Origin of the sequence: Kribbella sp. NPDC005582 (assembly GCF_040605415.1) — a bacterium.
Classification (GTDB): Bacteria; Actinomycetota; Actinomycetes; order Propionibacteriales; family Kribbellaceae; genus Kribbella.
Window position 1 is genome coordinate 617,923 of record NZ_JBEXCU010000002.1, and the last position, 24,675, is coordinate 642,597.

At 67.5% G+C, this 24,675-nt stretch carries 23 protein-coding genes; 12 read left to right on the plus strand and 11 right to left on the minus strand.

What is annotated here, in order from left to right:
- The first annotated feature begins 50 nt into the window (after window positions 1-50).
- From ABZS29_RS14425 to ABZS29_RS14435, 3 genes are read left to right on the plus strand one after another with little or no spacing between them, the layout of a single operon-like run.
- Entirely contained in the window at window positions 51-839 is a 789-nt protein-coding gene (locus ABZS29_RS14425) for a DUF4097 family beta strand repeat-containing protein (RefSeq protein WP_355461897.1), read from the plus strand.
- 57 nt (window positions 840-896) lie between these two features.
- Entirely contained in the window at window positions 897-1,556 is a 660-nt protein-coding gene (locus ABZS29_RS14430) for an HAD family phosphatase (RefSeq protein ID WP_355461899.1), read from the plus strand.
- On the plus strand, window positions 1,553-2,776 hold the full coding sequence (locus tag ABZS29_RS14435; RefSeq protein ID WP_355461901.1) for a glycosyltransferase 87 family protein: 1,224 nt from the start codon (window positions 1,553-1,555) through the stop codon (window positions 2,774-2,776). The genes ABZS29_RS14430 and ABZS29_RS14435 overlap by 4 nt, the downstream gene beginning before the upstream one ends.
- A gap of 4 nt (window positions 2,777-2,780) precedes the next feature.
- Here ABZS29_RS14435 and ABZS29_RS14440 read toward each other — a convergent pair whose 3' ends face one another.
- Window positions 2,781-4,097, minus strand: a complete 1,317-nt coding sequence (locus ABZS29_RS14440; protein ID WP_355461903.1) for a hypothetical protein — start codon at window positions 4,095-4,097, stop codon at window positions 2,781-2,783.
- The gene (locus ABZS29_RS14445) at window positions 4,094-4,579 is read right to left on the minus strand and encodes a cupredoxin domain-containing protein (RefSeq protein WP_355461905.1); all 486 of its coding nucleotides are present in this window, start codon (window positions 4,577-4,579) and stop codon (window positions 4,094-4,096) included. Before ABZS29_RS14445 ends, ABZS29_RS14440 begins: the two co-directional genes overlap by 4 nt.
- Before the next feature lie 187 nt (window positions 4,580-4,766).
- On the opposite strand from ABZS29_RS14445, the gene ABZS29_RS14450 reads away from it, so the two are divergent.
- Genes ABZS29_RS14450 through ABZS29_RS14460 form a run of 3 tightly spaced genes read left to right on the plus strand, consistent with a single transcriptional unit; the run spans window position 4,767 to window position 7,676 of the window.
- Window positions 4,767-6,236 (plus strand): wax ester/triacylglycerol synthase family O-acyltransferase, encoded by a 1,470-nt coding sequence (locus ABZS29_RS14450; RefSeq protein WP_355461907.1) that lies wholly within the window; start codon window positions 4,767-4,769, stop codon window positions 6,234-6,236.
- Window positions 6,233-6,739, plus strand: a complete 507-nt coding sequence (locus ABZS29_RS14455; protein WP_355461909.1) for a hypothetical protein — start codon at window positions 6,233-6,235, stop codon at window positions 6,737-6,739. The genes ABZS29_RS14450 and ABZS29_RS14455 overlap by 4 nt, the downstream gene beginning before the upstream one ends.
- A 13-nt stretch (window positions 6,740-6,752) precedes the next feature.
- Window positions 6,753-7,676: a Ku protein gene (locus ABZS29_RS14460; protein WP_355461911.1), complete on the plus strand. Its 924-nt coding sequence runs from the start codon at window positions 6,753-6,755 to the stop codon at window positions 7,674-7,676.
- Window positions 7,677-7,687: 11 nt separating this feature from the next.
- Here the strand turns inward: ABZS29_RS14460 and ABZS29_RS14465 are convergent, their stop codons facing one another.
- Window positions 7,688-8,815 (minus strand): hypothetical protein, encoded by a 1,128-nt coding sequence (locus tag ABZS29_RS14465; protein WP_355461913.1) that lies wholly within the window; start codon window positions 8,813-8,815, stop codon window positions 7,688-7,690.
- Between the two features lie 408 nt (window positions 8,816-9,223).
- Here ABZS29_RS14465 and ABZS29_RS14470 point away from each other — a divergent pair, with 408 nt between their 5' ends.
- A complete protein-coding gene (locus ABZS29_RS14470) occupies window positions 9,224-9,475 on the plus strand; it encodes a hypothetical protein (RefSeq protein WP_355461915.1) in 252 nt (83 codons plus the stop codon).
- 642 nt (window positions 9,476-10,117) lie between these two features.
- On the opposite strand, the gene ABZS29_RS14475 is transcribed toward ABZS29_RS14470, so the two are convergent.
- Entirely contained in the window at window positions 10,118-10,987 is an 870-nt protein-coding gene (locus ABZS29_RS14475; RefSeq protein ID WP_355461917.1) for an alpha/beta fold hydrolase, read from the minus strand.
- Window positions 10,988-11,089: 102 nt separating this feature from the next.
- Between ABZS29_RS14475 and pruA the strand changes: the two genes are divergently transcribed.
- Window positions 11,090-12,718: an L-glutamate gamma-semialdehyde dehydrogenase gene (pruA, locus tag ABZS29_RS14480; protein ID WP_355461919.1), complete on the plus strand. Its 1,629-nt coding sequence runs from the start codon at window positions 11,090-11,092 to the stop codon at window positions 12,716-12,718.
- An 89-nt stretch (window positions 12,719-12,807) separates the two neighbouring features.
- On the plus strand, window positions 12,808-13,863 hold the full coding sequence (locus tag ABZS29_RS14485; protein ID WP_355461921.1) for a hypothetical protein: 1,056 nt from the start codon (window positions 12,808-12,810) through the stop codon (window positions 13,861-13,863).
- Here ABZS29_RS14485 and ABZS29_RS14490 read toward each other — a convergent pair whose 3' ends face one another.
- Complete coding sequence (locus ABZS29_RS14490; protein WP_355461923.1) at window positions 13,864-14,496, minus strand: TetR/AcrR family transcriptional regulator; 633 nt, start codon at window positions 14,494-14,496, stop codon at window positions 13,864-13,866.
- Between the two features lie 189 nt (window positions 14,497-14,685).
- On the opposite strand from ABZS29_RS14490, the gene ABZS29_RS14495 reads away from it, so the two are divergent.
- Window positions 14,686-15,501 carry an alpha/beta fold hydrolase gene (locus ABZS29_RS14495; RefSeq protein ID WP_355461925.1) on the plus strand — a complete coding sequence of 272 codons (816 nt, stop codon included), beginning with the start codon at window positions 14,686-14,688 and terminating at the stop codon, window positions 15,499-15,501.
- Between the two features lie 4 nt (window positions 15,502-15,505).
- Here ABZS29_RS14495 and ABZS29_RS14500 read toward each other — a convergent pair whose 3' ends face one another.
- The 6 genes from ABZS29_RS14500 to ABZS29_RS14525 all read right to left on the minus strand — a co-directional run bounded on the left by ABZS29_RS14500 (window position 15,506) and on the right by ABZS29_RS14525 (window position 23,134).
- The gene (locus tag ABZS29_RS14500) at window positions 15,506-15,703 is read right to left on the minus strand and encodes a hypothetical protein (protein ID WP_355461927.1); all 198 of its coding nucleotides are present in this window, start codon (window positions 15,701-15,703) and stop codon (window positions 15,506-15,508) included.
- Between the two features lie 84 nt (window positions 15,704-15,787).
- Window positions 15,788-16,276 (minus strand): DUF2505 domain-containing protein, encoded by a 489-nt coding sequence (locus ABZS29_RS14505; RefSeq protein WP_355461929.1) that lies wholly within the window; start codon window positions 16,274-16,276, stop codon window positions 15,788-15,790.
- A 21-nt stretch (window positions 16,277-16,297) separates the two neighbouring features.
- Window positions 16,298-19,849: a glycoside hydrolase domain-containing protein gene (locus ABZS29_RS14510; RefSeq protein ID WP_355461931.1), complete on the minus strand. Its 3,552-nt coding sequence runs from the start codon at window positions 19,847-19,849 to the stop codon at window positions 16,298-16,300.
- A gap of 71 nt (window positions 19,850-19,920) precedes the next feature.
- Entirely contained in the window at window positions 19,921-21,114 is a 1,194-nt protein-coding gene (locus tag ABZS29_RS14515) for an ROK family protein (protein WP_355461933.1), read from the minus strand.
- Window positions 21,115-21,145: 31 nt separating this feature from the next.
- On the minus strand, window positions 21,146-22,603 hold the full coding sequence (locus ABZS29_RS14520) for a glycoside hydrolase family 76 protein (protein WP_355461935.1): 1,458 nt from the start codon (window positions 22,601-22,603) through the stop codon (window positions 21,146-21,148).
- Window positions 22,604-22,669: 66 nt separating this feature from the next.
- Window positions 22,670-23,134 (minus strand): hypothetical protein, encoded by a 465-nt coding sequence (locus tag ABZS29_RS14525; RefSeq protein ID WP_355461937.1) that lies wholly within the window; start codon window positions 23,132-23,134, stop codon window positions 22,670-22,672.
- An 82-nt stretch (window positions 23,135-23,216) separates the two neighbouring features.
- Here ABZS29_RS14525 and ABZS29_RS14530 point away from each other — a divergent pair, with 82 nt between their 5' ends.
- Both ABZS29_RS14530 and ABZS29_RS14535 read left to right on the plus strand, forming a co-directional pair.
- Window positions 23,217-24,032, plus strand: a complete 816-nt coding sequence (locus ABZS29_RS14530; protein ID WP_355461939.1) for a tryptophan 2,3-dioxygenase family protein — start codon at window positions 23,217-23,219, stop codon at window positions 24,030-24,032.
- A gap of 10 nt (window positions 24,033-24,042) precedes the next feature.
- Window positions 24,043-24,651, plus strand: coding sequence for a hypothetical protein (locus tag ABZS29_RS14535; protein ID WP_355461941.1), 609 nt, complete (start codon window positions 24,043-24,045; stop codon window positions 24,649-24,651).
- The last annotated feature ends 24 nt before the right edge of the window (window positions 24,652-24,675 follow it).

Below are 24,675 nucleotides of genomic sequence, written 5' to 3' on the forward strand. Positions count from 1 at the left end.
GGGGATCTGTCAGGCTGCTGCAGAGAAGGACCTGGAGGTTGAGGAGACTGATGTCCGAGGCGCAGCGACGGCCGGCGAGCACGATGAGCGCCGAGCGGAGATACGGGATCGCGATCTCGGTCGCGCTCATCCTGGGCGGCGTCTACTGGGCGCTCACCGGTCTGACCGAGGGCACGCGGAGCGGGCAGAGCAGCTATCAGCTCGACGGCCATTCGCTGGTCGTCGAGGGCAGTTCGACGAGTGTGGAGATCGTGCCCGGTGACGGCACGGAGCTCAAGGTGGACCGGCAGTTCGAGCGCAACGCGTTCGGCTCCGACCCGACCGACACCTACAAGGACGGCAAGCTCCAGCTCAAGGAGACCAACTGCGGGTTCCTCTCCTTCAACTGCAAGACGACCTATGTGCTGACCGTGCCGCGCGACACGAAGCTGACCGTGAAGAACAACAGCGGCTCGATCAAGGTCTCCGGGATGAGCGGCGACACCGAGCTGAAGACGAACTCGGGCGACATCTTGGCCCAGGGCCTGAGCGGATCGCTCCGGATGGAGTCCAGCTCCGGCAGCCTCGAGGCCGACGCCCTGACCACGACCACGGTTGTGACGAAGAGCAGTTCGGGCGATGCGGAGCTCGGCTTCAGCACAGCGCCGCAGTCGGTCGACGCCAAGTCCAGCTCGGGTGACGTGGTGATCACCGTGCCCACCGGCGACGAGACCTACAAGGTCGACACCACCACCTCCTCCGGCGACAACGAGCCGAATGTGAAGGTCGACACCACCTCGACTCGCACGATCGCGGTGAAAACCTCCTCCGGCGACGTCAGCGTGGAGTACAGCCACTGACAGTGACCACCAGGACCGCGTCCGTGAGCCGGTTTTGTCCTGAGTAGGCTTGCCGCCATGGCAGAGGTCGACGCGGTACCCCGGGGATTGCTGGTGGACTGGGGCGGTGTGCTGACGTCGGGCCTGGATTCGGCGTTGCGGCGCTGGGCCGAGCTGGACGGGTTCGACTTCGACGCCTACGTCAAGGCGATCATGGCGTGGCTGCCGGCCGAGACCGCCGAGACGGCCGAGATCAATCCGGTCCACGCGCTCGAGCGCGGACAGATCGCCGTACCGGATTTCGAGCGCAAGCTCGCCACGATCCTGATCCGCCCGGACGGCACCCAGGTGCCGGCGGAGGGTCTGATGGAGCGGATGTTCGCCCATTTCGAGCACCAGCCGGCGATGAACGCACTGGTCCGCCGGGCCAAGGCGCTCGGCATCCGCACCGCCCTGCTGTCGAACTCGTGGGGCAACTCCTACCCGCGCGACACCTGGGACGGGATGTTCGACGACATCGTCATCTCCGGTGAGGTGGGGCTGCGCAAGCCCGAGCCGGAGATCTTCCTGCTCGCGGCCCAGCGCGTGAACCTTCCACCGTCGGCATGCGTCTTTGTTGACGACCTGCAAGTGAACGTCGACGGCGCTCGTGCCGTCGGCATGACCGGCATCCTGCACACCTCGTACGACGAGACCCGGCGCGAGCTGGAGTCCCTGTTCGGAGCAGACCTGACGTGAGCGCGACGACCACCAGCACCCCCGCATCCCGGCCGATCGATCGGCGCCGGATTCTGCTCTGGATCCTCGCCGCCGCGGTCCTGGTCGCGCTCGGCGCGTGGATCGGCAACAAGTACCACGGCATGATCGACCTGAAGGTCTACCGGCTCGGCGGTGACGCCTTGCTGCACGGACCGGCCCTGTACGACGCGAAGCTGCCGGGGATCGGGCTGCCGTTCACGTACCCGCCGTTCGCGGCGATCGCGATGGTGCCGCTCGCACTGGCGCCGTGGGCCGTCGCTCTGGTGGTCTGGACGACCGCCTCGGTGCTTTGCATCACCCTGCTCTGGCGCGCCAGTCTGCCGAAGACCTTCTGGTCGTTCATCACCCTGCGCAAGCGGACGGCGGTGCTGGTCGCGCTGACCATCGTGTCGCTGCTGCTGGAGCCCGTCTGGGCCACCATCGACTTCGGCCAGATCAACCTGTTGCTGACCGCAATGATCGTGCTGGACCTGATCCGGCCGAACGACGCCCGCCTGCGCGGGTTCTGGCTCGGCGTCGCGATCGGCGTCAAGCTGACTCCGCTGCCGTTCCTGGCGTTGCTGGTCGTCACCAAGCAGTGGAAGGCGTTGCGGAACGCGATCTTCGGCCTGCTCGCCACGATCGCGATCGGCTTCGCGTTCGCCCCGCGGCAGTCCTGGCGGTACTGGACCGAGGTCGTCTTCGACGCCAACCGCGTGGGCGGCATCGCCTACAGCGGCAACCAGTCCATCAACGGTTTCCTGCACCGCCTCGGCAACACGGCGAGCTGGGTGCAGCCGACCTGGTTCGTTGCCGCGGTCATCGTCGGCCTGGCGGTCCTCTGGCTGGCTCGCAAGTACTGGCTGGCCGACGAGCGCGTCACCGCGATCGCCGTGATGGCGCTGGCCGTTCTCTACGCCTCGCCGATCTCGTGGAGCCACCACTGGGTCTGGATCATCCCGCTCGGCGTCAGCCTGATCCGTGGCGTCAACCGCGTCTGGGGCCTCAACCCGGCCGTCGCGACCGGCGTCCTCTGGTACGGCCTGTTCGTCCTGCGCTCGATCTGGTGGGTGCCCTACCGGGACGACCGCGAGCTCGCCTGGAGCTTCTGGCAGTCGATCCCCGGCAACTCGCACCTGATCCTCGGCCTGATCGCCTTCGTCGTCCTGGCCGTGACCAGCCGCGGCCTCACCCGATCGAGCTCGGGCGAGACCGCCTGACCGGTCAGGACGAGAACAGCAGGAGCAAGCCGCCGGCGGTGTAGCCGACCATGACGATCAGCAGGGGAAGCTGACCTGCGAGCGCCTTGTGGCGGGGGAACAGCGCGACGGCACGGTCGTGCGCGGAGATGACACCGAGCAGGTGACCGCCGACCACGGCGAGGACCTGGATGACCGAGATCGCCGTGCTGTGGTTGGTGATTCCGGTGTTCACCGCGAGCAGGCCGGTGCCGAACACGTTGGCGCCGTTGCTGAGCGGGTCGCTCAGATAGATGAGCGTCCGCTGGCCTTCCAGGATCAACAGCGTCAGGTAGTGCGCGATCACGTAGCCCAGCGCGATCGGTACGACGGAATGCGCGAACAGGCCGGGCAACGACGTACGGGAGCTGTCCGAGAGCCGGCCGGCGAGCAGCGTGGCGCCGGAGTACGTGACCAGCACGAAGAGTATGAACACGATCAGGGCCGCCGTACCGAGCCAGGTCATCGAGATGTCCTGGTTCTGGGCCCAGCCGACCCACGCCGACGAGTTCGAGAAGCCGTCGTACGCCGTGGAGCCGAGTAGCGCGGCGACCATGCCCACGAGTCCTGGCTGTGCCTTCAGACCGTCGAGGTTCTCCAGCGGACGCCGTACGACCAAGGCGCCGTCGGTACGGCGGCCCCACGGCGACAGGCGCGCCATCAGCGACGCGTAGACCTCGAACGGGTCGCCGGTCGAGAACCACCGGTCGCCGAACAGGATCGCCCCGAACATCGTGATCACGACGTAGAGCGCGATCCAGGCCTGCAGCACGGGGATCGTGGCGCGGTCCGGCGCCACCAGCTCCAGCCACGTGAACGCGAAGATACCCAGTGCGGCCGGCCAGAGGCCTACGCGCGGGGACAGCTCGAGAAGTCCCTTGGATGGTGGCTGCCGCAGCAGCTTGCACAGCAGCAGGTGCAGCGTGCGCAGCGGGTTGAGCGTCCGCCAGACCGGGCCGAGCAGGATCGAGATCGGTACCAGACCGACCCAGACCAGGATGTAGATGAAGCCGAAGATCGGGTTCGTCAGCCGGTCCACGCCGAAGACCAGGGCGACCATCGCGTACAGGAAGACCGCCAGTCCGACCAGCCGGACGATCCAGCGGAACCAGCCCGCGTCGACCGTCCGAGTGATTGCGGGCGGCAACGACTTCCCGGACTCGTCGCCCCGGTACTTCGGCGTCCGCCAGGCCAGCCCGAGGATGACGAACGAGAGCGCGACCGCGACCGCCGCCCCGCCGACCGCCAAGCCGAAGGGGACCGGCAGGTCTTGACGACCGCCGATCCCGTGCAGCGGGATCAAGAGACGACGAGCTTCGCGACCAGCTTGCCGCTCTCGTGGGTCTCGACTTCGAAGGTGCCCTTCATGTCCGCGGTGAACTTCACCTGGGCGGGCTTGCCCGGGGCGAGCTCGAGCTCCTTGTCGTAGCCGTGGATGTGCAGCTCGTCCTTGGCGTCGCTGACCGCGGTGACCAGGACGGTCTGGCCGGCCTTGACCTTGACGGTCGCGCCGCTCGGGTTGACCTTGCCGTTGGCAACGGTGACGGCCAGCGTCACGTCGGCCTGGTCACCGGACGGGTCGGTGGTCGTCGACGGGGTCGAGGAGTTCGGCTTGCCCGGCGTCGGCGTGTTCGTCGGTACGTCGGAAGGGGCCGTCGTCGGCGCGGTCGTCGGCGTGCTGGGCGAGGCGCCGCTTCCGGAGTCGTTCCCGCAGCCGGCCAGGACGAACAGGGCCAGAGCGGGCAGGAGAGCGGTGGCGGTGCCGCGAGCGATCGTCGAACGCATGGGTCGAGGGGCCTTTCAGAGGGTCTGTTCAGTTCTTCTTCGGGGCGCCGGACGGGCCCCTCTTGCCTGACGAACACCAAACCTTCAGTGTTCCCAACAGTGTCGCAGCACACTGTCCGTGGGTACGGCTAGGGTGACGGAAAGCTGTTCGCCAGAGACTGTCCGCCAGAGAGGCAAGGTGACGTTCATGCCCGACCGGCTGTCATCGCTGGATCTCACCTTTCTCAAGGCCGAGTCGCCGGCCACCCCGATGCACGTCGGCACGGTCGACATCTTCGAGCCGCCGGTGCACGGCGACGACGAGTTCGACTACGAGAGCCTGGTCGCGCTGATCCGCGACCGGATCGCCTACGTGCCGCGGTACCGGCAGCGGGTGCAGCACGTCCCCGGCCGGTTCGCCGGTCCGGTCTGGGTGGACGACGAGGACTTCGACATCACCTTCCACGTGCGGCGCTCGGCGCTGCCCCGGCCGGGCACGCACGCCCAGCTGCTGGAGCTGGTCGCCCGGATCATGTCCCGGCGGCTGGACCGGGCCCGGCCGCTGTGGGAGATGTACCTGGTCGAGGGGCTGCAGGGCGACCGGTTCGCGATCATCGCGAAGTCGCACCAAGCACTTGTCGACGGCAACAGCACGGTCGACATCGGCCAGGTCGTGCTCGACGCGACCGCGCAGCCGAGCGAGACGCCGACCGACACCTGGCAGCCCGAGCACCCGCCGTCCGCGCTGGAGTTGCTGGCCGGCGTGTTCGCCGATGCGACCCGGCATCCGACCGCGGTGCTCGAGCTCGCGCGGGCCGAGATGGCCAGCCTGACCGGGTCCACCTCGGTCCGCGAGGTGCTCGGCGACGTGGTCGGCTCGCTGGTCGCGCAGCGGCACGCCCAGGAGAGCTCGCTGCACGTGAAGACCTCCGGTCAGCGCCGCTTCACCACGGTCGAGACCAACCTCGAGGACTACCGGACCGTCCGCGCGATGCACGGCGGCACGGTCAACGACGTGGTGCTCGCGGTGGTCGCGGGCGCCGTCCGGGCCTGGATGATGACGCGCGGCGAGGGCGTCGGTCCGACCCGCCACGTGCGGGCCGTCGTACCGGTCAGCATCCGCGACGACGACGATGACGAGCCGACCTCGCTCGGCTCCCGGGTGATCGCCTCCGCGCTGACGCTCCCGGTGGGGGAGAACTCCCCGGTCATGCGGCTGCACCAGATCTCGTACCAGACCAAGGTGCACAAGGACACCGGCCGCGCGGTCAGCGCCCGCTCGCTGGTCGGCATCGCCGGCTTCGCGCCGACCACGCTGCACGCGCTCGCCGCCCGGGTCGCCACGGCCACGGTCCGCCCGATCGACGACGTGGTGATCACCAACGTGCCCGGCCCGCAGTTCCCGCTCTACGCGCAGGGCGCTCCGATGCTGGCGTCGTACCCGGTCGTGCCGTTGATGCCCGGACAAGGCCTGTCCGTCGGCGTCACGTCGTACGACGGCAAGGTGTTCTACGGGCTGAACGCGGACCGGACCGCGATGCCCGACCTGGCTGTTTTCGCCCAATGCGTGACCGATGCCCTGGACGAGTTGGTCGACACCACCAAAGGCAGCCGGAACCGGGCCTCCCGGGGCCGGAAGAAGCCGCGGAGTGGTGCACCGAAGAAGGCGGATTCATGAGGGTCTACATTCCATCAACCCTGCGGCTGCTCGACGACGCCTGCCACGCGGGCGAGTTCGGCCCGCAGCCGCTCACCGTGTACGCCGTGACCCCGGCGCTGCGCGAGTGGTACACCGAGGGTGACGACGAAGAGCTCGAGTTCGCCGCGATGGCGCAGGCCGCGCGCGCCTCGGTCGGCCTGCTCGCCGACGACCCCGGTACGCCGCGCCGCCGGGTCGTGGTCTCCGCCGAGGTCAGCGCGATCCCGCCCGCCGACGGTGCCGCCGAGCTCGGCGACGCCCGCCTGGAGCTGCACGTAGTCGTCCCGTGGCGCGCCGTGGCGGCCGCCCATCTGGACGCCGCCGAAGCCACCGCGACGGTCGGAAAAGCTGCAGAATTGTGGGCGGCGGCGCAGAACGGCGACGACGACGCCCTCTTTGCCCTCGACGCGTGCGAAGGTGAAGACCTGATGTGGTATGCGACCCAGGAGATCCCGGATCTGCTGGCGGCGGAGAAATCCTAGGGAGCTGGTGATCATGCAGGCCATCTGGAAGGGTGCCATCTCGTTCGGGATGGTGACGATTCCGATCAAGGTGTTCTCGGCGACCGAGGAGAAGGACATCTCGTTCCGCCAGGTGCACGTCGCCGACGGCGGCCGGATCCGGTACAAGCGGATCTGCTCGATCGACGGCGAAGAGGTGCCGTACTCGGACATCGGCAAGGGCTACGAGATGCCGGACGGCCGGATGATCGTCCTCGAGCCGGACGACTTCGCCGACCTGCCGCTGACCAGCAAGAAGGTCATCGACGTGCTCGAGTTCGTGCCGGCCGACCAGGTCGACCCGCTCTACCTCGGCAAGTCGTACTACCTGCAGGCCGACGGCGGCCCCGGCGCCAAGCCCTACGTCCTGCTCCGCGACGCCCTCGAGGGCTCCGAGCTGTACGCGCTGGTCAAGGTCGCCCTGCGCTCGCGCGAGAGCCTCGGCCTGCTCCGCACCGTCGACGACATCCTCATCCTCCAGGTGATGCTCTGGCCGGACGAGATCCGCGACGCGTCCTTCGCCGCCCCGCCCGAAGACGTCGAGATCCGCTCCCAGGAGAAGGCGATGGCGTCGTCGTACATCGACACGCTCCGCGGCGAGTTCGACCCCGAGCAGTACCACGACGAGTACCGCCAGGCCCTCGAAAAGGTCGTCGAGGCGAAGGCCGCCGGCGTCCCGCTCCCGGAGACCGAAGAGGAAGAGACCGAGGGCGCCGAGGTCGTCGACCTGGTCGCCGCCCTCCGCGCCTCCGTCGAAGCCGCCAAGGCCCGCCGCGCCGCCGGCGGCACCGACACCAAGCCCGCCAAGAAGGCCCCCGCGAAGAAGACCGCCGAGGCCAAAACCCCAGCCAAGAAGACCGCCGCCAAAAAGACGGCAGCCAAGAAAACAGCCAAGAAGGCCACCAAGAAGTCAGCCTGACACCAGCGTTTCTAGGGTGACAGCTTCCAGATGAAGGCCAGATAGCCCGCGAAGCAGACCGACGTGGCCGCGAGGAACGTGAGAATCAGCGCGGCCTTGGCGGTCTGCGTCCGGGCCATCGCCCGGGCAGCGGGGAGCAGCAGCATGAACGCCGGGAGGATCAACCGGCCCTTCGAGTTGTAGTAATTCGACGCGCCGATCGACGAGATCAGGATCAGCGCGCTGTACAGGATCAGCGGCCAGGGGAGACGGTCGACCACGTTCAGGGCCAGCAGCAGGATCGCCGCCACCAGGACGAACGTGACCACCGTGTAGTCCAGCGCGGACGCCGTGCTCAGCGTCTTCTTGGCCACCCGGTACGCCGACGTGCCGTAGTCGAACGACGAGCGCCAGATCGACTTCTGGATGTGGAACCACCCGTCGATCCGCCCGGTCTGCTTCCCGACCCACAGGATGTACCCCAACCACCCCAGCGGAGCCGTCACCCCGGCGACCCACGGTCGCCACCCGTCCTGACGCCGTACCACCGCGATCAGCGCCACCAACCCGACCACACCCACCAGCGCAATCGCCGACGGCCGCGTCAACCCCGCCACCGCAGTCAACACACCCGCAGTCACCCAGTTCCGCCGCAGCAACGCCAGCAACGCAATCGCACTCAGCGCCGTGAACAAAGACTCGGTATAAGCCATCGACTGCACCAACGCATGCGGCACCACACCCCACAACCCCGCCAGCAAAATCCCAGTACGCCGGTCCGCCAGGTGGTTGCCGACAGCAAAGATCCCCCACGCCGCGACCAGCGACGCCACCACACTGATCAAAATCGCATTCTGCGCCGTAGACAACGGCGAGACCCACCCCACCGCCCGCACCAGCATCGGATACAGCGGGAAGAGCGCCATCTCCTTCCCACCGGCAACCGCGTCGTACCCCTTGTCGGCGATCAGCACATAGTGCACACCATCGAAGTCCCCCAGCACCTTCCCCAGGCTCTCCGAAGTACTACGGCTCCACACAGCCAGTACGACAAACGTCAGCACCCGCGTCCCGGCGTACAAGGCAACCGCCGGCCACGCCAACCGAGCAGCAACCGCCCACCCCCGCCCACCCGGCGCCGCCGCACCATGTGCGTGCATGTTCCACTGCCTCCCCTGCTACCGCGACAGCCCGCGGACGCCGGGAGCCTATCGGACCACCACCACAGGCCTATCGCCGCAGCGGCGCCAGCTCGCGCCACGTCGATCGGAAACATGATTTGGTGGACTTCAGAGATTCTAAACTCAGCTGACCAACACGCCTTCACGACAGCTCCGAAGGTTGCTCGTGATCATCAGCGACTGATCGATATTGTTAGTGAAATATCGCCTTGATGCTACAGTGGAGGAAAAGTAAAAAGGCGCTTATCTAGTCTCAGAAGACCAGGAGCTGTTTGCTGATATCGCGCGCCTCCTGGCGGCGGACGGTGCGGAATATTATCCCGGACAGAGCCCGGCGGTGCGATGAAAGATAAGAGTGCTCTCCTGACGAAGATTGGAAAGTAGTTCATGAGTATTGACAATCGGTGGGCCGTAATGGCTCTGGGTATGGACAGCGGACTGGCTAATCGGTTGTCCGAATATGCGCGAGACCACTTGGGTTTACAGGCGGAGCCGTTAGACCCAAGGCGTTTCTATGTCATGTATGCGGACCGCGGCACAATCGCTTCTGTGCGGGACAAAATTTCTTCTGACGAAAGTCTTGAGGCGGTTACAGAATCGATCGATGAATGGCTGAAAACCGCAGATCCGGTCGAATGACGTGGGGTGTTGGATTGTCGTGCGCGCGCGTCAATGTGTACTGAGTCGGTATTCGTCGACGAGAACGAGTCCCGGTCGGATTTTCGGTCGGTTCGGCAGCGACAGTCCCCGACTGGGCTTGAATCAATGGGTCGTCTTGGGCTGAAGGGCTGCCGTGGCTGACTGTGGGGGGCCGGAGTTTCGGGATCTGGTGGCGAGTGGTCAGGTGGGCGCCGTGATGGTGGCCAGCACTGACATTCCGGGGGTGGTTGTAGGGGTGCAGTATGGGTTCGGGACTTTCGTGGAGGAGGTTCTCCGGCGAGGGGCTGTGGGTGTAACTACCTGCTGACTGTGGACGCGGTCATGAATACTGAACCATCCGAAGCGACAGCCCGACCGCCAACCGTCGAACCGGCCCAGGACAAGGCCGCGGAAGACAGGCTAGAACCCTACGAAAGATCAGGGCCCGCCTCGACCGAAGGGCGATTCTGATCAGCTTCTTCGGAGTCCTCGGCTCGTGCTGACTGCGAGGCTCAAGGAGTCCGGTGCTGATGCTGGGGCGGTCAAGGCGGCAGGCCCAGCCTTTGGCACCCCCATCGAACGTTCTTTCGCCCTGCGTATTTGGTGTCGCCGCCGCTGCTTCTACGTGAGGCTCGACGCGCTCTACTGTGCTGTCTTGGCGAACTGTAGTAGGCGGACGTTTAGCTGCTTGGGGAATTCGCCGGAGAGGGCATGCGTCGCGTCGGGCCAGAGTTCGGTTTGGTTGTCGGGGATGAGCGTTTGGGCTCGGCGGGCGGCTTCTAACGGGTTGTGGACGACTGAGCGGCCGCCGAGAACGGCGAGGATCGGGACCTTCAAGCTGCGGAGGTGGGCGTCGCTGCCGTACTCGGGCGTCGGCAATGCCATGCGGTACGAGCGGAGGCCGGTGGTGAGGAGGCGGGCTATGGGTTGGGTCATGTCGGGGTCGCCGGAGACCCAGCCTAGGAAGCGGTTGCCGTAGCGCTCGGGGAGGCCGGGGAGCAGGGAGAAGCCGCCTAACAAGAACTTCTTGGAGAAGCGGGCCAGGACGTGGGCGGGCTCGATGAGGGCGGCGGTGGCTACGCGCGACGGGGTGTGGAGGGCTTGGTTGTAGGCGAGCCAGCCGCCGCCGGAGACGCCGGCGAAGTGGGCGCGGCCCACACCGAGAGCATCCAGGACTTCCGTGAGCCACAAGGCCTGGTCGGCGGAGGTGCGCAAGGGGAGGGTCTGCACGCTGCGGCCCGGCTCGCCGAGGGAGTCGACAGCGTAGACGGTGTGCGAGGCCGCGAGGGTGGGGATGTTCGGGGCCCACATGGCCGAAGTCGCGCCGCGACCATGGAGCAGCACGTACGGCGTCCCGCCCGCGGAGCCGAAGCGGTAGACGCGGACTTGGCCGAAGGTGGTCGGTACGTCGCGGACCTCCGGCGACCCAGGTATGGCCGCGATCAGCGAGTCGTACAAGGTGAGGTACGACACCTGGGCTTGTGCGCTTGTGAAGTGCCCGACTCCGCTCATGCCTGAAACCGTACCTGTCAGGTTCGTGGTACGCCGTTGGTCATGGCACCATGAAGGGGCCAGCTGTGATCCAGTAGAGCCGACCGAGGAGCGCCGCACCCGATGGATGCCGTCACTGCAGTCCCGACCCCTGTGAACGAGCCGGTGAAGGGCTATGCGCCCGGATCGGCGGAGCGGGTGAGTCTGGAGGCGAAGCTGAAGGAGTTCAACGCCGCGGGGGCGATCGACCTGACGTGCACGATCGGTGGTGAGCAGCGGCTTGGTGGCGGGGCGCCGATCCAGGTGGTGCAGCCGCACAAGCATGCTCACGTGCTGGGGACGCTCAACAACGGTACCGAGGCTGACGGCAAGGCGGCGGTGGACGCGGCGCTGGCGGCGGCGCCGAGCTGGCGGGCGCTGAGCTTCGACGACCGGGCGGCGATCTTCCTGAAGGCGGCTGACCTGCTGGCGGGGCCGTGGCGGGACACGCTGAACGCGGCCACGATGCTGGGGCAGTCGAAGACGGTGCAGCAGGCCGAGATCGACGCGGCGTGTGAGCTGATCGACTTCCTGCGGTTCAACGTCGCGTTCGCGCGCAACATCATCAACGACCAGCCGATCTCGAGCCCGGGGATCTGGAACCGGGTCGACTACCGGCCGCTCGAGGGTTTCGTCTACGCGATCACGCCGTTCAACTTCACCGCGATCGCGGGCAACCTGCCGACCGCGCCGGCGCTGATGGGCAACACCGTGGTGTGGAAGGCGTCGCCGACGCAGCAGTTCGCGGCGCACTGGACGATGCGGCTGTTCGAGGCCGCTGGGCTGCCGGCCGGTGTGATCAACCTCGTCACCGGTGACGGCATCGACGTCAGCAAGGCCGCGCTCACGCACCCCGACCTGGCCGGTATCCACTTCACCGGGTCGACCAAGACGTTCCAGTCGCTGTGGTCGACGGTCGGCGCGAACATCGCGTCGTACAAGACCTACCCGCGGCTGGTCGGCGAGACCGGTGGCAAGGACTTCATCCTCGCGCACCCGTCGGCCGACCCGGCGGTGCTGAAGACCGCGATGGTCCGGGGCGCCTTCGAGTACCAGGGCCAGAAGTGCTCGGCCGCGAGCCGGTCGTACGTGCCGCGCTCGGTCTGGAACCAGATCAAGGACGACATCATCGCCGAGACCGACTCGCTCACCATGGGCGATGTCAGCGACCTGTCGAACTTCATCGGCGCCGTGATCGACGACCGCGCCTTCGCCAAGCACAAGGCGGCGCTGGACCGGGCCGCGGCGACCGACGCGCTGCAGGTCGTTGCCGGTGGCACCTATGACGACTCCGAGGGCTACTTCGTCCGGCCGACGCTGATCGTCTCCGAGGACCCGACCGACGAGATCTTCACCACCGAGTACTTCGGTCCGATCCTCGGCGTGCACGTGTACGACGACGCCGACTACACGGCCGTGATGAAGGGCATGGAGCACTCCGCGCCGTACGGCCTGACCGGCGCGGTCATCGCGCAGGACCGGCACGCCGTCGCCGAGGCGGCCGAGTACCTGCGGTTCGCGGCGGGCAACTTCTACGTCAACGACAAGCCGACCGGTGCGGTCGTCGGCCAGCAGCCGTTCGGCGGCGCTCGCGCTTCGGGCACCAACGACAAGGCCGGCTCGATGTGGAACCTGATCCGCTGGGCCTCGCCGCGGTCGATGAAGGAGACCTTCGCGCCGCCGACCGACTACCGCTACCCGCACCAGGGCTGAGCCTGACAAGGGTCCCCGGGACACCCTGAGCTGTCCCGGGGATCACTGCTGAGCAGGATCAACCGAGGCCGACGGAGCGTCTACCGGACATGCATGAGACCGATCTGCACCTCGATCCCAACGAAGCCTCCGATCTGTGCCGCGTCTTCACCCCAGACGAGCTCGCCCGCCGCGGATGGGAGCGGGCGTTCGTGACGGTCTTGGACGAGGCGACCGCGGAGAACGCGATCGCCCTCCTCGCGCACGAGGCCGGCGCGCCCCTCGACGAGGGCTGGACCGCCGTCCGGGTGCCGGCCGACGCCGGCATTCACAACGGCCGCACCGAGGACGCAGAAGCCTGCGCGTCCAGGGGCGGCTACGTCTACCTGGTCGGCTCCCAGTTCGGCAAGAAGCGCGGCCCGCTCTCGGCCAAGCGCTCCTGGATCGCCCGCGTCAGCGAAGACTCGATCGCCAAAGCACTCGACACCGGTACGCCGGCCGAGCTCGAGGTGGTGCGCATGCGCTTCGGCCTGCACCGGGCGATCAACGACGCGCTGGCCGACCTCGACCTGATCCCGCTCGGCCCGCTCGCACAGGCGTCGTACGTCGATGCCACGATCACCAAGGGCGAGTCGAAGAGCTGGCATGGAACCGTCCGCCCGACCGACCACCCGGTCAACATCGAGGCGGCCGAGTTCAGCGCCGAAGGCAAGCTCCTGCTCGGCCTCCGCTACCCGGTCACCGCCGATGGTCACCCGATCGTGGTCGAGCTCGAGAACGTCGACGAGCTGTTCGCCGATCCCAACGCCGTACCGCGGTGTGGCAAGGTCTGGGTGCTGAACGACGTCGGCACCCGGGAGACGCCGGCCGGTCTGCGCGCGCTCGACACCCGCGACGGGCTCGAGTTCGACGCGATCGTCGGTGACCTGGACGCGATCGGCAAGTCGGCCACCGTGCTGGCCGATCACCCCGAAGGTGCCGTGGCCGACTCCGAGCACATCCGCTTCGAGCTCCCGGCGGAGGCCGGACCGGTCGGCACGAAGACGCTGCACCACTTCGGCGACATCCGCCGCATCGAAGGCATCGCCGTCGACCACGAAGGCCATGCCCACTACGTGATCGACGAGGAGGGCCATGTTGCCCTCCGGACGCTGGTGTTCGAGTAGCTACTTGGTCAGGCCGCGCCGGACGGTGATGTAGAACGTCGTCAGATCGTCGATGAGGGCTTCGATCTGCTTCTGGTTGGCGAGGTCGGCATCCAGCAGCCAGTCCGAGATCAGGTCGAACATGCCGCCGACCAGCCCGATCGCCACGCCGTGCCGGACCGCTCGCAACTCGTCGTTCGGCGGGCCGTCGTACCGGTCCCAGAGCTTTTCGAGGAAGCCGGCCGCCCAGCGGCGGTTGGCCCGGCGCTCCCGCTCGACGCTCTCCGAGATCCCGGACGCCATCCCGAAGGTGACCCGGGTGACCTGCGGATCGTCGACGAGCGCGTGCACGAAGGTCGCGAGCAGCCGCGGCGCTTCCTGCCGCTCGTTCCCGGTGGCCTGCCGCGCGGCCTCGACCATCCGCTCCTCGAGCCGGTCCGAGGTCCGCCGCAGGACGGCGACGTAACACTCTTCCCGGCTGGTGAAGAGCTCGTAGAAACTCTTGGTCCCGATGTACGCCGTCGTGCAGATCTGCTCGATCGACGTCCCGAGGTACCCGTTGGCCGCGAACAGCTTGAGTGCGGCGTCGAGCAGTTGCTCGCGTCGCTCGGCCCGCCGTTGCTCGGCGTCCAGTCCCCGAATGGTCCGACTCATGCGCTGGAGGTTACCCCCGCTCTCACTATGTAACCAGGTGAACCTGTTCTGAACTCAGGCTCTTGTCAAGAACCCGAAGACGTGTTCAACTCTCGGTTACCCACCGGTTACCGAACGATACGTCACGGGGAGCCCGCCTTGTCCATCCGCCTTCGAAGAGCCCTTGCCGCGCTGGTGGCAAGCGCCGTGGTGACTACCGCCCTGGTTACCACGACGCCCGCCACCGCCGTGACGTCGTCGGGGTTCGACAACTGGTCCTGCAAGCCGTCGGCCGCGCATCCGAACCCCCTCGTGCTGCTGCACGGCCTGGGCGGCAACGGGCCTGGCAATTACTCCTACCTCGGTCCGTACCTGGCTGGGAAGGGGTACTGCGCGTTCACCCTGACGTATGGGCAGGCGAGCCCGCTGTTCCCGGTCGGCGGCACGATCGCGATCGCCGAGTCGGCCGCCCAGATCAAGGCCTTCGTCCAGCGGGTCCGCACGGCCACCGGCGCGGCCAAGGTGGATCTCGTCGGCCACTCCGAAGGCGCCTTCCAGAGCATCTACGGCCCCAAGATCCTCGGGTACGCCGATCAGGTCGGGAAGGTGGTCGCCTTGGCGCCGCCGACCCACGGGACCACGTTCGCCGGTCTGGTGAGCGTCGGCGACTACCTTGGCCTGCGTCCGGTCGTCGACCAGGTACTGCGGCAGTTCGGCTGCCCGGCATGTGACGAGCTGATCGTCGGCGGACCGGCGGTCAACCAGGTGACGGCCGGCCCGATCGCCCAGCCCGGGATCAAGTACACGGTGATCGCGAGCCGCTTCGACCCGCTGGTCGTCCCGCACGAGACGTCGTTCATCCGCGAGACAGGCGTCGCCAACAAGTTCGTCCAGGACACCTGCCCGCTCGACCCGGTCGGTCACGTCGGCCTGGCCTTCGACCCGACCGTCGCGCAGCTGGTCGCGAACGCGCTGGATCCGGCCCACGCGCAGCGGGTCGTGTGCTTTGCGGGGCCGCCGGTCTAAAACCTCAGGCGGAGCGGCTGAGCTCCTGCAGTGGTGGGTCGACGAGCAGTGCGTACCCGCAGGCCACGCAGATCAGCTCGGTCGTTTCGTCATGGGTGTGATCGACGGCCTCGACGCGCTCGAACGGCATCGTGCCGGCGCAGATCACGCAGTACTGGGCGGTGTCGGCGACCGGCCCTGACCACAGGTGTCTTTTCCGCATCCACGCTCACCTCCAGGGAGCACTCACTCCACAGCGTGCCACTGCCGGCCGGTTCGGACCGGCAGCGACACGACGGGTGTGCGGTCAGTTGGTCCAGTCCTGGCCGAGCTCGTGCTCCTTGACCAGACCCTTGCGGACGGCGTCGACGACGAACGGCTCGATCTTCTTGCCGATCAGCGGTACGGCGACCTTGACGTCGAGCACGATGCCCTGAGTGGTCTTGCCGCCGTCCGGGATGATGCTCGCGGTGCCCTTCAGAGTGACCGGGGTGTTGGTGATCTCCCCGGCCACGTCGGCCGCCCGCGACCCGTCGGCGGCCGCGGCGTGCCAGGTCTCGGTCTGGACGACGGTCAGCGTCTGGCCGACGAACTTTCGGGCGATATCCGGTACGTCGTCCGACGCCATCTCCCGGGTCACCTTCACGATCGTGTCGGCGCCGGACTCGGTCACCTGCACGTCGTACGACAACGCGTTGGTCTTCTCGCAGGCCTGCTCACGGAACGTCTTGTCCGTGACGACTGCGAACACTTCCTCGGGCGTGGCGTCGTACGACGCGGACAGCTTCAGTTCCATGGCGTCATCCTGCCAACCAGATCAAGCGTTGGCTACTTCACCGCCGTGCCACGGTCCGATGCCGGGGGCATCCTGCCACCAGTGGCCGAGCCGGCCGGAGGCGAGCCGGGCGAAGTAGTGCAGCCTGCCGTCGGCGGACTGGGTGGTGGCGCCGTCGGCGGCGATCGTGACCGAGTTGCCGTCGGCCCGGATCACAGTGCCCTCCCACGGGCCGTTGCCGGGGTAGCGCGACCAGCCGTGGAAGATGCGGTTGTCCGTGGTGCGGGCGAAGAACACGAGCTTGCCGGAGGCATCGAGGGCGCTGACCGGATCGCCGGCGAGAGTGACTGTCTCGGTGGCGCCGTCCACAGTGACGGTGAGCGGTAGTGAGTCATAGCGCCAGGGGCCGTTGCCAGGTGTGGACTGCCAGCCGGTGATGATGCCGCCTGACGCGGTGCGAGCGTGGAACGTGAGCCGGCCGGAGATGTCCTGCGACACCGCGGGCCGTCCGTCGATGACTGCGACTGCGCCGTTTCCGCCTTGGCGGATGACGTCCACGTTCCACTGGTCGTTGCCGGGGGCGGTTTCCCAGCCGTGCAGCAGGTCGCCGTTGTGACCGCGGACGAAGTACGTCAGCTTGCCGGACGGGTCCTGCACTGACGCTGGGTCGCTGCTGACGACTGCTCGCGCGCCGCTGGCATCAGCGACGTACGCCGTTGTCCAGGTGGTTGCCCCCGGCGCCGTCTGCCGACCGCGGATCAGGTTGCCATCGGTCGTGCGGGCGAAGTACGTCAGCCGACCAAGAGCGTCCAGTACGGCGGTCGGCGTACCGGTCAGGGGCGCCGGTGTGTCGACGAGGGCGTGCGTCCAGCTGCCGTCCAGTCGGCTCCACCTGAGTTGGCCGTTCGAGGTGATTCCGATGAGGTTCATTTGGGCGGCTGGGTCGACCGCACTGGCCACGGTGCCAGTGACTCCGGCCGCGACACTCGTGACGTCGAAGCCGCTGCCGTTCTCCCGGCCGTACCCGATGGAGCCGTCGGATCGGACTGTCTGGAACGTCATGCGGCGATCGGAGTCCTGCCGCGACCACGTGCCTGGTGTCGGCAGGCCGGTCTTGCTGCGCAGGAATCGCACGTTGTCCAGGTACACCGTCAGGGGAGTGGGGCGCTTGTCCACGCGCAGGTGAATCGAGGTGATCCGCGGCAGGTCGCTGACCAGCCCAGTCAGCGGTACGACGACCTGCTGTTGCTTGCGGGGTGCCAGATAGAACGGATTGCCGTTGTCCAGGCGGACGGGGTCGTGGAAGTCGCAGTACATGACGATGAGGTCGTCGGAGTCGTTGTAGACGTCGAACGCGACCGCATCGAGGGCCGACCAGTCGTTGCGGCCGATCGACTGCTCGGGATGGCCTTCTCGCAGGGTGTACAGGTAGACGCCGGACCAGGGTGGGTCGGCGACATTCGCGTTGAAGACGAGTTTGGCGCTGTGCCCGCCGGTCGTTGGGTGCTGATTGCTGAACGAGGCGCTGGCTTCCTGGGTGACGAGTCGTGCGACATCCGCCTCCGACTCGAAAGAGTTGATCACGATCTCGTGCGGCGTCGCGACCGGTGCCACGGTGATCGTTCGGGAGAAGTTGCTGTCAGCAACAGATAGCGTGACGGTGTGCTCACCGGCCGGCAGGTCGAGGACCACGCGATGAGTTGCGGACGGTCCCTGGACGGAGGCCGGCGTACTGGCTTTGCCGGCGACTCGTACCGCGGCGTCCTTGAGAGTGATCAGCTCCACGACCACGTGGCCGGCGGTGGGCTTGTCGATCCGTACCAGCGCCGGTGTCGGCCCGAAGAGCTGTGCAACCTCGGCCCCGACCTGCGCGCGGATCTTGTGGAACAGGGCCGGATCATCCCGGTACGGCGCCAGCCAGTCGTGCAGCACGTCATGGTAGGAACCCAGTCCACGCTGGGGTTTCGGCACACCCCAGCTCGCGGCCAGTGCCGCGGCCTTACGGTCGTACAGCGCGAGGTACTCGAGGTCCTCGAAGCCCTCACGCAGCCATTCCAGCCGTACCGTGCCGACCGGCCCGTCGATGCCGACGGCATTGCCGGGGTACATCAGGAAGCCGTCGCCGGCCTCGGTCTGCAGGCCGAACGGATCGCTCCACCGGTCACCGGCCTGGTAGCCGTCGCCGGTCCACTTGCCGAAGACCGTGCTGGACCAGAACAGGTAGCCCTCGATCCCCAGGTCGTACTGGATCCACGGCAGCATTCGGTGTCCGACGCCGCTGTCGGCGATGAAGACACCGGGCAGCGGATAGTGGTGGCCGACTGCGGTGTACCACCAGACCAGGTCGCCGCGTTCCTTGAGCTGGGCAACGATTCCGGGGAGCTCCGGCTTGGGGACGGTGCTCACGAAGCACCAGGCGTGGACGAAGTCGAGCAGCTTCTGCTCTGGCAGGTGCTCCAGCGTGAGGACGTGGGGTACGTCGGGCGCGATCGCTCGCACTGTTTCGAACAGCGTGCGCACGTTCGCGTACGCTTTCTCGGACATCGGCTCGTCGGCGTAGTAGAAGTACCCGCGGTCGAGTAATCCCTTCTCCCGCAGGCCGTTGACGACCTGCTGCAGCTTGACCGTGTCGACCTGGAATCCCTCTTCGTTGCCGCCGGTGGTGTAGAGCGGGATGCGGTACTTGACGACGCGCGGATCACGCAGGAACTCGTCGGCCCGCGCGAGGAACTCGGCCGGCTCGGGTTCGGTCCCCGGTCCAGGGGTGAGGAGGTCCGGCCGGTCGGGGTGCTGGAACTTCGGCTTCATCGGCAGCGGCATGTCGTTGGTCAGCATCCGATGCTTCAGCTGGAAGTCGTAGTACTTGCGCATCAACGGTTCGTGGCGCGGATCGTCGTACGGGATGCCGTGGGCGCGGGCGACCTGCTGGTACCAGATCGAGACGGCGGTCGCCGTACTCCACTTCTCGGGCAGTTCGAAGTTCCACACCTCGAGGTCGATCGGTACGACGACGGGCGTCGTACCGCCGGTGATGGTGAGCGCGCCGGTGTAATGCCCGGCCGGTGCGCCCTTCGGGATGTTCACGGTGAACCAGATGCCAAGGTTGGCGTCGGTGCTCGCGGTGACCCGGCGGGTCGGTGCCAGGGGGACCAACGCGTCCGGGTAGGTGCCGGCGCTCCACGGAGCGGAGTCCGGCGGAGTCCACCTGACTGAGATGTAGCGCTGCTCGAAGACCTCGATGCCGGTCAGCTTGGCGCCGCCCGGGCCGGTGAGCTCGCTCGCGGTCACGCTGATGTCGGTCGTGCCGCTGGTGGTGCGGACGATCACCTGGCCGGACTCGTACTCGTTGCGGGCGGCCTGGAGGCGGATCGTGTCCGTCGAGGGTCCGAAGGCTCGGTCGCGCTTGATCTTGTCGGCCGGTGAGGGGAGCCAGACGGTCAGCGGGGCGGCGGCTGTGCCGAGGCCGGTGGCGGCCGCGGTCTGGGTCAGCGGGACGCCGGCGACGACCGCTCCCGCTCCCATCCAGCCGAGAAGTTGCCGCCTTCCAACCAGTTGGTTGGAAGGAGTGGAGCGACGCGGGGCGGTGTCGGACATCGGAGCTCCTTATTTATGACGGGCTCCATAGATATAAAGCCAGCCCGCGCTCCTGGCAACCAACCTTCGACTCAGGTCGAAACGATCGGCCGGGCATGCGGTGGGAGCGGACCCGGGCCCGAGCCGATCACTGCGTCATCGACAAGCTCGACCGCCGCGCAGAGTGCGCCGAGGACGGCGCAGTCCGCACCGAGCATTGAGGCTTCCAAGCGCGGCATCCGCAGGCAGAGCAGCTCAAGCTCCGAAGCAAGCAATGGCAACAGAAGCTCGCCGTACGCCGCGAGCGAGCCGCCGAGCACAAGCACCTCGGGATCGAGGATCGACACCACCGCACCCGCGGTGTTCGCGAGCATCCGGATGTAGCGGCGAACCGCAGCCAGCGCAGCGGGGGAGCCCTCGATGGCGGCATTCAAGGTGTCGGCTACCGGATCCGAAGTCGCCCCCGAAGCAGGCGCCACCCCGCTCTGCTGCAGGTACTCCATCGCCCCTTCCCACTTCAGCGCCGGAAACCGACTGAGATCCCCGGCAACCCCGCCGTACCCGGCATGTGGACGCCCGCCCACCACCAACCCGAGCCCGGTCCGTCGCCCCGCCTGCAGCAACACCAAACTCTCCGGCCGGCCCGCCGTCGGCGCCTGGGCCCCCTGGGCCTCACCACCCCCGAGCTTCTGCTCAGCAAGCGCGGCCAGTCGGCTGTCATTGTCGACGGCTACCAGGACCCCGGGCAGCCTCTGGTGGATGTGCGCCGCAAGGTCGACCCCCGTCCAGTCCGGGATGGCAGCCGAGAGCAGCACACGCCCCTCGCCCACCCGACCGGTGCTCCCGAGAACCACACCCCAGACGTCATCGAGTACGCGCCCGATGTCCCGCAGGCAGTCGTCGATCGCCATATCCAGCATCTTCAGTCGCCTGGCGGCCGGCATCTCAGGCGTCGTGTAGCGACGCGACTGCGCCAGCCGGCGACCGCTCAGGTCCGAGATCGCGACCCGCAGGTTGAACGCCCCGATATCCGCACCGATCAGCACGCCCGCACCAGCCCGGTACTCGTAGCGCACCGCCGGTCGCCCCCGCCCACGAACCACCGGTGCCGCCTCGCTCAGCCACCCACTGGCGACCAGATCGCGCGTCACCTCACCGACCGACGCCCGCGCCAGCCCTGTCTGCCGCACGACCTCGGTCAGCGTGTTCGCGCCGGCGCGGACCGCGGTCAGGATCGCCAACTCGTTGATCCGCCGCAGCCCGCCCAGATCTGTCCCGGCACTCATGCCGCCGAATTATGCCGGAGACCGGCTCAAATCAGACCGGCGCGTTCAGAAGATCGACCGCCGACTGCTGACGAGCCCCGTCGAGCTTGTCCACCGGCCCGTACCACCGCAGCCCGTACTGATCCATCGGCGTCCGATCCGCGGCGTACGCGCGATCCGCCTGCCGCCGCAGGTACGACGAGTACGGGTGATCGGACAACGCCGTGTTCAGCTTCGTCAGCGCCCGCGCATAGATCCCCTTGAACGACGGACCGTCACCACCGCAGTCCCCACCCTCACACGGCTCTCGCAAGATCCCGTCCGCCGTGTGCAGCCCAGCGGCGGTCGTCGACGCATTCGCAAGCTGCCGAGCAGTCGTCAGATAGGCCGAGTTGTTCGTTGCCTTCGACAACTCAACCAGTGCCGCGACCGGAACACCCTGGTTGTAGGTCCACGTCGTGTCGCCGTTGTTCTTACAGGTCGAGAGATTGATCCCGTCGTTGACCAGGTTCGAGCTGTTGATCATCCCGCTCTGCTGGAACCACGTCCACCCACTCTGCGCCCGCTGCAAGTACGTCGTGTCCCCAGCGATGCGATTGTGCAGCGCCGCACTGAGCTGGATGTACAGCGCGTTCGTGATCGCGTTCTTGTAGGTCTTGGCCTGACTCCACCAAACCCCGCCGCCACAGACGTTGTCCCAGTACGCCGCCATGTGGTCGGCGTCGGCCCGAGCCGTCTGCAGATACCGCGCTTCCCCGGTCAGGTCGTACGCCGCGATCCAGGTCAGACCCCACCACCCGGTGTCGTCGATGTAGTCGTTGCGGAACTGGCCTTGCGCAGCATTCAGGTTCAAGTCATACGTACGCCCGATCGCGTACTTGTAGCTGTTCATTCCGCTGACCCGGATGTTGTCGATGATCGCGTTCAGCGCGTTCGCCGAGTTCCACCACCCGGTCGTCCGCCACAACCCGGTCGACAGGTTGTAGTCCTGCATCAGCGCGGTCGCTGCCGCCGTACGGCGGTCCCACGCGTTCCACGTCGTACGGGCCCAGGGGGAGCAGGTGATGTCGGCGCGGTCGCCGGCCTTGCCGCAGACGCGGAGCGCGCCGACGCCTTGGTTCTGCCAGTCGTCGACGTTGTACATCTGGGTGCGCCAACCGGTCTGGCCGCTGGGGATCGTGGTCGCGCCGAGCTTGCTGCCGCCGCTCCAGCTGCGGCCACCGTCCATCGAGCGGTCGAGCCAGACCTCGTCGCCAGGGCTGCCGCCTTCGATCGATCCCCAGCCCATGGCGTCGGTGTCGTCGAAGTGCAGCCGGAACGTCCGGCCGAACAGGGTCGTCGAGACCGGCGACCGGTCTCCTGGTGACAACGCCGGGTCGCGGGCGTCGCAGTACTTGTTGCAGATCGTGGCTTGTGGCGCCAAGGCCACCTCCGGGGTCGCGGGCGCGGGCGCCGGTGCACCGAGCGGGGCGATGAGCAGGCTGAGACTGGAAACGATTCCACCGAACATCACGGAACTCCCTGGGGCGGTAGGGGGTAGGCGGTGAACCGAAAGTAGGTGGCAGCTAACGCGACGTCAAGACATCAGCAACAAGGCGGTCAGCACGCACGCGGTGAGCAGGCCGGTGCCGGCCAGGGCGACGCGGCGGCCGAGCCGGCACCGCTTCGCGATCGCCGTACGGTCGAGACCGATCGCGCACGGGTCGAAGTTCGCCGGGTCGGTCGGCGCGAAGACGCTGCCCAGTCGCTCGAGCACAGGCCGCCGGGCAGCCTCCAAGGCCGCCTCCTGGACGACCCGGCGGCGCAGGAAGTCCCGCGGCTCCCGATCCGGCACCGGCAACCCCGGCGGAACAGCAGCCTGTACGACGCGATGCGCGGCCGCGATCCGCCGCGAGCGGCTGATCGACGGCGGCAGGATCAGATAGGCGAGGCGAACCAGCGACCGGTAGTCGTCCAGCAACAGCGCCTCGACCAACGGCTCTTCCCGCGTCGGACCCTGGACAGGGCCCGGAACCAGCGGGGCTTCGACCGTGGCGGACATTCGACTCCTTGGATCGGCGTACCCCAAGTGCAACGAGCCAATGCCTGACCGGTCACGGACCCTCTGAGTTAGTGTCAGCCTCATGGCTGATGAGGTGACGGGACGTTGGGGCGGGGTCGAGGTCAACTTCGGTGAGGAAGGTGGCCGGCTGACCTACGGCAGTTACCTGCGGTTGCCGCAGTTGCTCGACCAGCAGCGGCTGGAGTCGAACCCGCCGGCCCACGACGAGTTGCTGTTCATCACGATCCACCAGGTCTACGAGCTGTGGTTCAAGCAGGTGCTGCACGAGCTGACCGCCTCCCGGGACGCGATGCTCAAGGACGAGCTGTGGCTGGCCCAGCACCTGCTGCGCCGAGTGCACACGATCGAGCGCACGCTCACCCAGCAGGTCGACATCCTGGAGACCATGACCCCGCAGGACTTCGGCGAGTTCCGGCACCGGTTGTCGCCGGCGAGTGGGTTCCAGTCGGTGCAGTTCCGCGAGATCGAGTTCCTGTCCGCGGCCAAGGACCCGTCGTTCGTACGCCGGTTCCGCGGGCTGACCGAGGCCGAGACCGCCCGCCTGGAGCGCCGGCTCGACGAACCGAGCCTGTGGGACGCGTTCCTCGCCGTACTGGGTCATGCGGGGTTCGACACCGAGACCGACGACTCGATCAGCGACGCGTTGCGCAAGGTGGCCGGCGATCGTGCACACTACGGCGCGGTCTGGGAGTTGGCCGAGGCGCTGCTCCAGCACGACGAGCTCGCTGCCGCCTGGCGCGCCCGCCACGTCGTCATGGTCGAGCGGATGATCGGTACCAAGCCCGGTACCGGTGGCTCGTCCGGAGCGACGTACCTGCGCAGCCGACTCGACCTTCGTTACTACCCGTTGCTGTGGGATCTGCGCTCCAGCCTCTAGCGTCTGCGCAATGAGGCTCTACTCGCAGGTCGGTCGGCAGCGGTTCTGGCAGCTCTTCGGCGACCTCTTGCTGGTCGGCTGGATCTATGTGTGCGTGAAGGTCGGCCTGCTGGTCTTCCGCATCACCAATGCCCTCGGTACGCCGGGCCGCAAGACCGCCGAAGCCGGTGACGGCCTGGCCGGCGACCTCCGCCGGATGTCCGAACCGATCGGCAAGGTCCCCGTCGTCGGCGACCAACTCCGCTCACCCATCGACGGCGCCGCCTCGGCCGCGGCCCGCATGGCCCAGGCCGGCCGCGACCAGGCCCACGCCGTCGAACAACTCGCCTACGTCCTCGCCGCCGTCACCATCACCCTCCCCATCCTCTTCGCCCTCCTCATCTGGCTCCCGCGCCGCCTCCGCTTCATCCGCCGAGCCACCGCCGCCCAGCGCTTCATCGACAACGCCGCCGACCTCGACCTCTTCGCCCTCCGCGCCATGGCCAACCAGCCCATGCACAAACTCGCCCGCATCTCCGACGACCCAGTCGCCGCCTGGCGCGACGGCGACCCCACCGTCATCCGCCAGCTAGCCACCCTCGAACTCCGCACCACCGGCCTGAAACCCCCACCCGCCTAACCCCGCCTGCGCGGACATTTGAGG